Below are 11,084 nucleotides of genomic sequence, written 5' to 3'. Positions count from 1 at the left end.
AGATTGCTTCATCCGAACGTGATCGCCGCGTCAGACCTCAAACCATTTGGAGGACGAAATCCCATGCGGGGAATTATCCGGGTAGAAGATACGCACACCCACGGCGGCCGGGTCGAATCCGGCGCCCGAAAAAGCACGGTGATGGGACGCGCGGTCGCTCGTATCGGCGACGCGTGCTCGTGTCCGATTCATGGCGCCTGCACGATTGCCGAAGGCGACCCGGCCTTCGACATCGACGGCCACCCCGCCGCGTTCGATGGCCACAAGACTTCGTGCGGCGCGGAATTGATCTCGTCGCTTCAACATTCGGGGCGAATCTGAATGCCGACGACCCGACGCATGACCGCCCAACAGTTCCTGCTGTTACGGATGCACGATACGAGGATCAAGCCGCTGAACCAGTGGGCGTTGCATGAGATTTTCGTGAAGGGCAGATCACAGCGAGCGCTGGCCGCCGAACTCGGCATGACGCACTCCGCGATGTCGCAACTTGTGCGAAAAGCCTGGCGACGCTATCTCGAGCTGCCATGCAACGCCGCCCGCCTGACGACGCTCACGGTCACGATTCCGTCGAGGTACGAGCAGGCGCTGCTGGCATGGGTGCGGGATGCGCACCGGTTATCGACCCAACCCGGCCCCGATGCGGCGACGTAATCGCGACGATTCCAGCCAGCGAACCCACGGAGAAATGAATTCCTCCAATCCCATCACAAAGAAAACGTAATTCCACTTCGAGCCGAATCCCCAACCAACTTTGGATCCTTTTTCCTTTCTGTCCCCCGTATCATTTCCGTCACTACGCAATCAGCAAGAGACGGACATGAGCGAACCCACCCCGCTGCACTACCTCGACTACGCAGCCACGACCCCCGCCGATCCCCGCGTGATCGAAGCGATGACGGCCTGTCTCGGCTTCGACGGCATCTTCGGCAATCCCGCATCCAGCTCGCACACCGCCGGCCGGCTCGCGAAAGACAAGGTCGAGCACGCCCGCGCGCAAGTGGCCGCCCTCATCGGCGCGGACGCCGACGAGATCGTCTGGACCTCGGGCGCCACCGAATCGAACAATCTCGCGCTGAAGGGCTATGCGGAAAACGCGACCGGCAAGCGCCACCTGATCACGAGCCGCCTCGAGCACAAGGCCATTCTCGACACGATGGCGAACCTGTCCAGGAATGGCATGCAGGTCACCTTCCTGACGCCCGACGCCCACGGCGAAATCACCGCCGACGCGGTGGCGGCTGCGATCGGCCCGGACACGGGCCTCGTGTCGCTGATGCTCGTGAACAACGAGATCGGCACGCTGACCGACATCGGCGCGATCGCCCGCATCGTGCAGGCGGCCGGCGCGCTGCTCCACGTCGACGCCGCGCAGGCGCTCGGCAAGACGCCGATCGACGTGCGCGCGCTCGGCATCGACCTGATGTCGATGTCCGCCCACAAGGTGTACGGCCCGAAGGGCATCGGCGCACTGTTCGTCCGCCGCGAGATCGCGAGCCGGATCGCGCCGCAGATCCACGGCGGCGGCCACGAGCGCGGATTGCGTTCGGGCACGCTCGCCACGCATCAGATCGTCGGCATGGGCATCGCGTGCGAACTCGCCGCCGAAAAACTCGACGGCGAAGCCGCACGGATCGCGGCGCTCGGCGCGCGGCTCACCGAAGCGCTGTCCACGCTCGGCGACGTCACGCAGAACGCGGCCGCGGCCCGTCGCATCCCGCACACGCTGAGCCTGACGGTGCACGCGCCGGGCTTCTTCCCGTTCATGCTCGGCGAAGCGCTCGCCGTGTCGTCCACCTCCGCATGCAATTCGACCAGCGGCGCGCCGTCCCACGTGTTGACCGCGATCGGCCTCGATGCGGGGGCGGCAGGCCGCACCGTGCGCATCAGTTTCGGGCGTTTCACGACGGAGCAGGATGTGGACTACGCGATCGCCTGTTTCGCGCGGGCGATCGAGCAATGCCGGGCAGCCGCGGCGACCGGCTTCACCGCGTCGCGGCAGATCACGCCGGCCGACCTGAAGGCGATCCGCAATGCCGGTTTCCGCGCGGTGATCTGCAACCGGCCGGACGGCGAAGGCGCGGATCAGCCGGCGTTCGAGGAGATCGCCGCCGCCGCGCGCGAACTGGGCATGGACGCGCGCTACCTGCCGGTCGAACGCGACCGCATCGGCGACGCGGAAGTCGATGCGTTCGGCGCACTGGTCGACATGCTGCCGAAGCCGGTGCTCGCGTATTGCCGCAGCGGCAGCCGCTCCGGCATGCTGTGGAATCGGTTGTCCGCGCGACGCACGGCATAAGCCGCCCCCCGCCGTTACACCCAACCACCTGCGCTCACGCATGGAGCCGATGCTTCGCCGCGTGGCCGCCAGGTGGGGCCGGTCACTTCCGCATCACGTCCGTTCATCGTCGCTCACCGGCGTATAGATCGCGAGCTTCAGCGCGGGATCGTCGTTCGCCTGGAACGTCGCGTACTCGTAGCGCTGGATGCCACGTTGCGCATGCACGAGCACCTTCTCGCCCGACACGCCGCTGCGCACGTCGTGCGCATCCCACCATTGCGCGAACTCGCCGCTGCCGACGCGCAAGCGCGCGACCAGTTCGACGAACGCCGGATCGTTCGCGTAGAGATCGTGGTTCGTGCGAAACAGCGCGATCATCCGGCGCGCCTCGTCGGCCCAGCCCGCGGCGAACAGCGCACGCGCATGCGGCTCGATGAACATGTAGACGAGGATGTTGCGATCGGCTGGTGCCAGCCGGTCGAAGCCGAGCAGCTCGGCCGCAGCGGCATTCCACGCGAGGATGTCCCAGCGCCGGCCGGTCACGTAGGCAGGCTGCTGAAGATGCGCGACGAGCCGCGCGATGGTCGGCGGCACGCGCTCCGGCACGAACGCACGTGACGCATCGCGCCGCGCGAGCATGCGCAGATGGGCGGCTTCGGCCTTGTCGAGCCGCAACGCACGCGCCAGCGCGTCGAGCGTCGCATCCGACGGGTTGACGTCGCGCCCCTGCTCGAGCCGCACGTACCAGTCGACGCCGATGCCCGCCCGTTCCGCGACTTCCTCGCGCCGCAGGCCGGGCGTGCGCCGGCGCGGGCCGTCATGCAGGCCGACGGCATCCGGGCGCAGCTTCTTGCGCCGCGAGCGCAGGAAATCGCCGAACGGGGTTCGCGTGGTGACGGTCATCGGGGTCGCTCCATGCAGGGTGGTACCGGCCAATCCTGGGCTCGCGCCGGGCCTTGTTGCGAATTCTAAGCCTGCCAGAATCGGCGCGTCCCCCACCCTCAGGAAGCGTCATGAAAGCTGCGATTCTGAAGTCGCTCGGCCAGCCGCTCGCGATCGAAACGATGCCGGACCCCGTGCTCGGCACCGGCGAAGTCATCGTGGATGTCGTCGCGACACCGGTCTTGTCCTATGCGCGGGAAGTGTTCAGCGGCGAGCGCCGCTATCCGATCGAACTGCCGATGGTGCCCGGCTGCGGCGCGATCGGCCGGGTCCGGCAAACCGGCCCCGACGCGACGCGGTTGCGGCCGGGCGACTGGGTGTTCTGCGACCCGACCGTACGCTCGCGCGACGATGCGCGGATGCCCGACATCGTGCTGCAGGGCTGGAGCGCACGCGGCGAAGGCGGCAAGCAGTTGCAGCGCTATTTTCACGACGGCCCGTTCGCCGAGCGGCTGCGCGTGCCGACCGAGAACGCGGTGCAGATCGGCGCGATAACGCCGGCCGACGCCGCGCGCTGGTGCGCGCTCAATACGTTGCTGGTGCCGTACGGCGGCCTGCTTGCGTCCGACCTGCGCGCCGGTGAAATCCTGCTCGTCAGCGGCGCGACCGGCAATTTCGGCAGCGCCTGTATCGCGGTCGCGTTGGCGATGGGCGCACAATGCGTGGTCGCGCCCGGCCGCAATGCACGCGTGCTGGCGGATCTCGAACGCCGCTTCGGCGAACGCGTGCGCACGGTCGCGCTGACCGGCGACGAAACCGCGGACCGCATCCGCATGCAGCAGGCGGCGCCGGGGCCGATCGACTGCGTGATCGACCTGATGCCGCCGTCGGTGCCGGCGACGACGGTGCGCGCCGCCGTGATGGCCGTGCGTCCTTATGGACGCGTGGTGCTGATGGGCGGCGTCGGCATGCTCGGCGGAGCCGGGCTCGAGCTGCCGTATCCGTGGATCATGCGCAACGACATCACGCTGCGCGGCAAATGGATGTACCCGACGGAAGCCGTAACGCTGATGACGGGGCTCGTGCGCGGCGGGCTGCTCGACCTCGGGCATTTCGACGTGACGGTCTTCGCGCTCGACGACGCGAACGACGCGGTCGCGCATGCGGCGGAACATGGCGGGCCGTTCAGGATGACGGTGATCGCGCCGTAGCCTGCACGACGGGTACTACTTCGGATACGCCAGTTGCAGCGCGACCCAGCTGGACGTCGCATCGTCGTAGCGCGCCGCGATATCGGCGAGCACGCCGGGCAGCACCGAATCGCTCCGCCCCGACGCGCGGATCGAACCGGACGCGACGAGCGACAGACGGAATAGGACGCCCCCGATGCCCGCGGCATGCGGGATGAAAAACGCGCGGCGGCCGGTGCGATCTCCATCGCACCGGCCGCCGCCCTGCCTCGCTACGTCACTCGTCCTGCTGTTCCTGCTGCGCCTGCACCTGCCGCTGCCGGATGAACTGCCGCACGTCGCTCATCGTCACGCGGCCGGTGTGTTTCGCATCGATCTCGTCGAAATGCTTCGACACGAAGCCGAGCCCGCTGCTCTGCGCCTGCGCCTTCGTCACGGCCGCGCCGTTGCTCAGCACGGTATTGCCGCCGAGCCGCGCGTCGACGCGCTGCTGCGCCTGCTGCTGCAACGCCGCGCCGGTCGACGGCAACACCGGCGCCGCCCGCGTGGCCGGAAAGAACGGACCGTCGACACCGCGCCCGCCGTGCGGCAGCTTCACCGGCGCCACCGCCTGCGGCGGCAACGCGTAGGCACTGCTCATCAGGGCACCGAGCACGATCAACGGAGACATACGCCGCATCAATTGGATTAGGGACATGATCGCTCGCATTCAATGGATGAATAGAGGGTTCCTTCGATAAGGAGTCCGTCGCTCAAGGGGCCGCCGCCAGCGTCGTCGCGGCCGTCGCGCCCGGGGCGCCGCCGGTCGGTACGCTGGGCGGGTTTTCATCCGGCCACGGCGGCGGCAGCGTGTGCAGCGTCAGCGCCGTCGGAATCCGCGCGCCCTTGTAGAACGTCTGCAAATCCCGCTTCATCTGCGGACGAGCGACGTCGTCCAGGTAGATCATGTGACCGCCCTGGAAAAAGTTCACCTGCAGCTTCGGATTGAGGCCCTTCACCGTCTGCAGCCGAGCGAGCTGCTTCTCGGTGCTGAAGAACGGCGTCGCGAGATCGTGGAAGCCGTTCTCCGCGAGCACGCGAAGCTTCGGGTTGAGCTGCAGCGCACCGAGCAGATCGGGGATCGTGTCCGGCATCGGCTGGCCGTCGTGCGAGAAGTCCCAGACGCCGATGATGTCGTCGTTCAGCGGCAGGTAGGTCGCGTTCGGGGCCGTATAGCCGAGGTAGTCCGGCATTTGCGTCGCGAGCGCGTTCGTGAACGGCTGCGAGATCAGGATGTCGGACGGATCGCCGTCGTTCTGCAGCCGCGGGTCCGAATTCGGCAGCGACACGCGCCCGTCATAGCGGCCGATCGTCGTGCCGGGCAGCAGGCTCGTGCCGAACGGATTCGCGTTGAAATAGCCGCGCAGCGCCTGCTGCGTGAGGCTCGACGGAATCGACCAGAGCCTGAGCGTCGCGTCGCTCGGGAACACCGGCGTGCCGAGCGCATCCGGAATGCCGAGCTGGCTCAACACCCACGACTGCGAGTACTTCTGCAACTGGTTGTAGATCAGCGTCGTGAACAGTTCCGTCTGCAGTGCGTACAGATCCTGGTTCACCGGCGCCGGCGACACCTGGTTGAAGTACGCCGCGACCGCCGCATAGCCGGGCAGATAGCCGGCCACCGTATCGGTGTCGAGCAATAACCCTTCGGTCGACTGCGTGATCGCCACCGCTTCCACCGCGTCCGCGAAGTAGTTCAGGATCGACGACTGCAGCACGATGCCCGTCAGGTGCACGCCGGCCGATTCGAGCGCGAGCGCGAGCATGTCGGTACGCGGCGTGCCGTACGATTCGCCGTACAGGTAGATCGGCGACGTGCCGCGGCTGTTGACGTTCAGGTAGCGCTGGATGAAGTCGCGCATGATGTTCACGTCCACGTCGGAACCCCAGTACTTCTGGTTGGTGTTCGGCAACACGGCTTCCGACAGCCCGGTGCCGGGCGGGTCGATGAACACGAGGTCGGTGGTGTCGATCAGGCTGTCCGCGTTGTCGACGAGCGGATAGTTCGGCCAGTTGTTGCCGAACAGCGGATCGGGCGTGGCCACGCGGGTCGGCGCGAACGAGCCGAGCCGCAGCCAGATCGACGACGAACCGGGCCCGCCGTTATAGACGAACGTGACCGGGCGCGGCTTGCCGTTCGTGCTCGGCGCGGTGTACGCGACATACGACATCGACGCTTCCGGATTGCCGTTCGCGTCCTGCGCGGTCAGATGGCCGGTGGTCGTCGTGTAGTCGATCGTCCTGCCGCCGCCCTTCCACTGGTAATGCATGACGGCCGCCTTCTCGGATACCTGCGACGGCGCGAGGCCGTCGGTCGCGTTCATCGAGTATGCGACCGGGTCGACGTACGGCTGGTTGGCGGCGGGCGCCTGCGTGCCGGCCGCCTGCGCGCTGGCCTGCTGGCTCGCGGTGGCCTGCGCGAGGCTCGACGCGCCGACGGACGACGAATCGTCGCCGCCGCATGCCGCGAGCGCCAGTGTCATGACGGTCAATGCGCCTAGCCCGGCCAGCCGGCCGCGACGAACACGGCGGCTGCCGGTACTGCTCCTGTCTGGTTTCATCTCTTTCCTTTGGCTTCGGATACCGCATCACAAAGGCCGCCAACGCCTGCGACACGCGCAGGCCTACCCGCCACTCGCATTGCACGGTCGGCAGTCGGCGGTTGGGAATCGGACTTCTCAGAGACTGAACTTGATACAGACACAGCAAACTGCTGGCGAGAATGGTGCTCGGACGCGCCCCCTGCAGTTTGGTCAACTTTTGTATTACCGAAATTTACGACATGACAAAAATAGGCGGTGCTGCGCCGCGTTGTCAAAGATCATTCGGATATTAAAAATCCCGCAATGATGCGAAGGGCAGACAGTGTGTGGAATTTGAAAGAAAACGGGATTATTCGTGCACGGTGCGTTTTGGCGGCAATGCTACGCCGAATATTTTACTTTTCACGCGGAATGTAGAAGCCTTCCCCGTCTTGGCGCAGCAAAATCGAAAGCCTTCAAAACGATAGAGTTATTCTTTCAATTTTATTATCACTGGCCGATTAAAGCGAATGCCCCAGCATGTACATGCAATTCGATGATTCCTTCCACCTCAATCGCTTTTCAAGCGAAGTGCCGATGTGCAGCGCATCATCCATAAAATACCGGCTCGATTAATTATTCGCGGAATTATTTACCCGGTATTCGAACGGCTTTCGGGACAGGCGCGATGTCCGGTATTGCCGGCCGTCGCACCCGTCGTAAAAACTCAAACCACGATTACTTCCCGCCGCCCGGCAGCGCGATATCGATCAGCACCGGATCGTGATCCGACGAACGATACGCATCGGCCGCATAGAACGTCTTCTGCTGCTCGGCCGACTTGTATGCGAGCGTGTACTGCAGCGCGAGCGGCTCGTCCGCGTTGATGTGCCATTCGTGCACGGCCTTCACGTGCGACGCGAGCGGCAGCGTCGCGAGCGCGTGGTCGAGATAACCGGCTTCGCCGTTGTACACGTAGCTGTACGCGTTCGCACCGATCCAGCGCGCGACGAGGTTGCGGTAGCCGCGCGATTCGAGCGTGCGGATCGGGTCTTCGTACGTGTAGCTGTTGAAGTCGCCGATCAGCAGCACGCCCTGGCTCTTGACGCCCGTCGGGTTGCCGGCCAGCCAGTCGGCGACCTTCGCCGCCGCGCGCGTGCGCGTCGGGTTCCAGCAGCCCTGGCCGTCGCCCTGGTCGAGATCGTCGTTCGCGGCATCCGGACAGTTCTTCGACTTCAGGTGGTTCACGGCCACCGTCAGCGCCTGCTTGTTGCCGCCGACCAGCCGGAACGACTGCGCGAGCGGCTGGCGGTTCTTGTCATCGATCGCGAGCGTCGCCGCGCGGCCGACCGGCTCGACCTTGCGGCTGTCGTAGATCATCGCGACCGCGATCGCGTCGCCGCCGAGCCGCGACGTGCCCGGATCGACCACGCGCCACTGACTACCGAGCTTCGCCGCGAGCTGGCGCACCGCGCTCAATTCGCCGTAGCCGTTGTTCTGGATTTCCATCAGGCCGATCACGTCGGCGTCGATCGCCTTCAGCGCGCTGACGATCTTCGCTTCCTGGCGCTGGAATTCCTGGAACGTCTTCGCGCCGCGATTGTTCGGATCGTCGAAGCCGCCGCCGAGACCGTTGCCGTTGAAGTAGTTGAGCACGTTGAACGACGCGACGCGCAGGTTCGATTTCGGATCGCGCGCCGGTGCGTTCGTGCGCGGGTTCTCGCGCTTGTCGAACGCCGGCACGGCCGCGCCGGGCAGCGGCTGCACGCGCCATGCGCCGTAACGGACTTCGAGCACGCCTTCGACGTCGCGCACCGTGTAGCCGGCGCGCAGCGTATTCGCAGCCGACAGGCCCGGCGCCGGATACGGCACGGTCGCGGGGTTCTGCTTGTTCGAGCCGTCGTCGAGGATCAGGCGGTTGCGTGCGTTCGCATCGATCCGCGTCTGGGCCTGCGCGGGCGGCACGACGCTCGTCGGCGTACGCAGCCGGCCGTTGCTGAGCATCACGCTGCCGTAGCGGCCGAGTTCGTAGTTGTCGGTGACGCTCAGCGTCTGCGGCAGGCGCACCAACATCCCTTCGTACGCGGCGAACGCGTTCGGGCTGTCGACCGGCAGCGTGAGCGTCGCGGGCGTGACCGTCTGGCCGTTCGCGCACACCGCGATCGCGCCCGACAGCGTAAGCTGCGTCTGCCCGTATTTCTCCTCGACCTTGCCCGTCACGTGCACGAGATCGCCGGCTTTCGCACGCACCTTCGGCGCATAGACGAACAGGCCTTCGGACACGCCCGGCTGATTGCGGCGCTGCGCGTCGGCCTGCTGGACGAAGAAGCCGCCGAAGCCGTCCGTGCCGCCGAAATCCGCGGTGACGACGGCTTCGATCGACGCGTTCTGGCCGGCGAGCGGCGACGGTGCGCCCGGCCCCTGGATATCGGCGATCGGCGTCGTGCTGCCGCCGCAATTCGGGCTGACGGGCGCGGCGGTGGCGGCGAATACCGGCGCGGCGAGCGTCGGGAGCAGCAATAGCGGGGCAAACAGGCGGATTGTCGAACGCATGGCGGGAATCCCGGTTGTGAGGGTGGCGAAAGCTTAGCGGCGCTCAATGACAGTTTTTGGTAATAATCAGACAGGCCGATGTAATTGCCGTCATCACGCCGCGATCGCCCTGCGTCGTATGGCCAAGTCTCGACACGGCAGCGAACCTTCCGAGGAAAATGCGCCGCGCTAGCCCGTTCCCGGCAACGCGCTCGACACGAGCACGGCCGAAGAATACGAAGCGCTGATCGAATCGAACATCGAGGACTGCAAACGGCTGCAGCGGACGTTCGAGAACATGCGTTTCTCGCGCGCACCGATAGCCAGACCATCCGCCGCGCGCATTCGGCGCTAGCGATCCCGCCCGGCGTCGAAAGACGGGCGAACGCACACGAGCAGCACGATGGTCGCCGCGCTGAATACGGCCCCCGCGTAGAACGTGGCCGCGGCGCCCGCCCGATCCCACAGCACGCCCGCGACGACGCTCGATACGAGCGTCACGATACCGCTGACCAGGTTGAACACGCCGAACGCCGTGCCCCTCAGTTCGGCCGGCGCGGCCTGCGCGACCATCGTCGCGAGCAGCCCTTGCGTCATCCCCATATGGAGCCCCCACAGCGCGACGCCGACGAGCACGGTCGGCCAGTGCGCGCCGTGCGCCAGCACGATATCGGCGGCGATCAGCAGCACGAGCCCGACCACCATGAGTTTCGTGTGGCCCGTCGTATCGGCGAGCTTGCCGAACGGGTAAGCGGACAACGCGTACACGACGTTCATCGCGACCATCACGAGCGGCACGAGCGCGACGGGCACGCCGCTGCCCATCGCGCGCAACACCAGGAACGCCTCGCTGAAACGCGCCAGCGCGAACACGCCGCCGACGGCGACGACCCACCAGTAGCGGGCGCCGAGTTGCGCGACGACCGCGCGGCGGATCGGATTCACGCGCTTCTCGCCCGGCGCGCGCGCCGGTTCGTCGATGCCGAACGCGAGCAGCACCACGGCCAGCACACCCGGAATCACGGCCAGCCAGAACGCGAGGCGGAAATCGTCGCGCCACACCAGCATGATGACGACGGCCAACAGCGGCCCGAGGAACGCGCCCACCGTGTCGAGCGACTGGCGCAACCCGTAAGCGGCGCCGCGCAGGTGAACGGGCGTGACGTCGGCGACGAGCGCATCGCGCGGCGCGCCGCGAATCCCCTTGCCGACACGGTCGACGATCCGCGCGGTCACCACGACGCCGATCGTCGGCGCGATCGCGAACAGCGGCTTGCTGAGCGCGCCGAGCGCATAGCCGGCGACCGCGAGCCATTTTCGATTGCGCAGGTAGTCGCTCAGCGTGCCGGAGAACACCTTGACGACCGGCGACGTCGCCTCGGCGATCCCTTCGATCACGCCGATCGTCGTCGCGCTCGCGCCAAGGCCGGCCATCAGGAACATCGGCAACAGGCTGTGGATGATTTCGGACGACACGTCCATCAGCAGGCTGACACAGCCGAGCACCCACACGCTGCGCGGAATCTGCCGAAGAATGCCGGTCGACGCGTCGGTCTGCATGGATCGCTCCCGATTCAGGAATCGTGATGCCGAATGCCTGTGATGCTACCGCACGCCCGCGACCCTGATCGCGGGCTG

9 protein-coding genes are annotated in these 11,084 nt (G+C 66.5%); 4 read left to right on the top strand and 5 right to left on the bottom strand.

Going from position 1 to position 11,084, the window contains the following annotated elements:
* Positions 1-63: 63 nt before the first annotated feature.
* The 3 genes from CFB89_RS17885 (at position 64) to CFB89_RS17875 (ending at position 2,299) form a co-directional block, all read left to right on the top strand.
* Positions 64-321 (top strand): PAAR domain-containing protein, encoded by a 258-nt coding sequence (locus CFB89_RS17885; RefSeq protein ID WP_089469010.1) that lies wholly within the window; start codon positions 64-66, stop codon positions 319-321.
* The gene (locus CFB89_RS17880; RefSeq protein ID WP_179233470.1) at positions 322-654 is read left to right on the top strand and encodes a TrfB-related DNA-binding protein; all 333 of its coding nucleotides are present in this window, start codon (positions 322-324) and stop codon (positions 652-654) included. It begins immediately after the preceding gene.
* Positions 655-820: 166 nt separating this feature from the next.
* Complete coding sequence (locus CFB89_RS17875; RefSeq protein ID WP_089469009.1) at positions 821-2,299, top strand: aminotransferase class V-fold PLP-dependent enzyme; 1,479 nt, start codon at positions 821-823, stop codon at positions 2,297-2,299.
* A 93-nt stretch (positions 2,300-2,392) separates the two neighbouring features.
* Here CFB89_RS17875 and CFB89_RS17870 read toward each other — a convergent pair whose 3' ends face one another.
* Positions 2,393-3,184 carry a helix-turn-helix transcriptional regulator gene (locus CFB89_RS17870; protein ID WP_089469008.1) on the bottom strand — a complete coding sequence of 264 codons (792 nt, stop codon included), beginning with the start codon at positions 3,182-3,184 and terminating at the stop codon, positions 2,393-2,395.
* A 110-nt stretch (positions 3,185-3,294) separates the two neighbouring features.
* Between CFB89_RS17870 and CFB89_RS17865 the strand changes: the two genes are divergently transcribed.
* Positions 3,295-4,374, top strand: a complete 1,080-nt coding sequence (locus CFB89_RS17865) for a zinc-binding alcohol dehydrogenase family protein (RefSeq protein ID WP_089469007.1) — start codon at positions 3,295-3,297, stop codon at positions 4,372-4,374.
* Positions 4,375-4,630: 256 nt separating this feature from the next.
* On the opposite strand, the gene CFB89_RS17860 is transcribed toward CFB89_RS17865, so the two are convergent.
* The 4 genes from CFB89_RS17860 to CFB89_RS17835 all read right to left on the bottom strand — a co-directional run bounded on the left by CFB89_RS17860 (position 4,631) and on the right by CFB89_RS17835 (position 11,006).
* Positions 4,631-5,062, bottom strand: a complete 432-nt coding sequence (locus tag CFB89_RS17860) for a 2-oxoglutarate dehydrogenase (protein ID WP_089469006.1) — start codon at positions 5,060-5,062, stop codon at positions 4,631-4,633.
* 43 nt (positions 5,063-5,105) lie between these two features.
* Complete coding sequence (locus CFB89_RS17855; protein ID WP_089469005.1) at positions 5,106-6,953, bottom strand: peptidase S10; 1,848 nt, start codon at positions 6,951-6,953, stop codon at positions 5,106-5,108.
* 699 nt (positions 6,954-7,652) lie between these two features.
* Positions 7,653-9,467 carry an ExeM/NucH family extracellular endonuclease gene (locus tag CFB89_RS17840; protein ID WP_089469003.1) on the bottom strand — a complete coding sequence of 605 codons (1,815 nt, stop codon included), beginning with the start codon at positions 9,465-9,467 and terminating at the stop codon, positions 7,653-7,655.
* A gap of 330 nt (positions 9,468-9,797) precedes the next feature.
* A complete protein-coding gene (locus tag CFB89_RS17835) occupies positions 9,798-11,006 on the bottom strand; it encodes an MFS transporter (RefSeq protein ID WP_089469002.1) in 1,209 nt (402 codons plus the stop codon).
* Positions 11,007-11,084: the final 78 nt, after the last annotated feature.

It is taken from the genome of Burkholderia sp. AU16741, assembly GCF_002223345.1.
GTDB lineage: Bacteria > Pseudomonadota > Gammaproteobacteria > Burkholderiales > Burkholderiaceae > Burkholderia > Burkholderia sola.
The sequence above is the reverse complement of the archived record's forward strand: the minus strand, read 5'-3'. Positions and strand labels throughout refer to the sequence as shown.

Bases quoted from the DNA above. Each gene is read 5' to 3' on its own strand.
- CFB89_RS17840 (WP_089469003.1), bottom strand. From the start codon at position 9,467: ATGCGTTCGACAATCCGCCTGTTTGCCCCGCTATTGCTGCTCCCGACG.
- CFB89_RS17855 (WP_089469005.1), bottom strand. From the start codon at position 6,953: ATGAAACCAGACAGGAGCAGTACCGGCAGCCGCCGTGTTCGTCGCGGC.
- CFB89_RS17870 (WP_089469008.1), bottom strand. From the start codon at position 3,184: ATGACCGTCACCACGCGAACCCCGTTCGGCGATTTCCTGCGCTCGCGG.
- CFB89_RS17835 (WP_089469002.1), bottom strand. From the start codon at position 11,006: ATGCAGACCGACGCGTCGACCGGCATTCTTCGGCAGATTCCGCGCAGC.
- CFB89_RS17865 (WP_089469007.1), top strand. From the start codon at position 3,295: ATGAAAGCTGCGATTCTGAAGTCGCTCGGCCAGCCGCTCGCGATCGAA.
- CFB89_RS17880 (WP_179233470.1), top strand. From the start codon at position 322: ATGCCGACGACCCGACGCATGACCGCCCAACAGTTCCTGCTGTTACGG.
- CFB89_RS17860 (WP_089469006.1), bottom strand. From the start codon at position 5,062: ATGCGAGCGATCATGTCCCTAATCCAATTGATGCGGCGTATGTCTCCG.
- CFB89_RS17875 (WP_089469009.1), top strand. From the start codon at position 821: ATGAGCGAACCCACCCCGCTGCACTACCTCGACTACGCAGCCACGACC.
- CFB89_RS17885 (WP_089469010.1), top strand. From the start codon at position 64: ATGCGGGGAATTATCCGGGTAGAAGATACGCACACCCACGGCGGCCGG.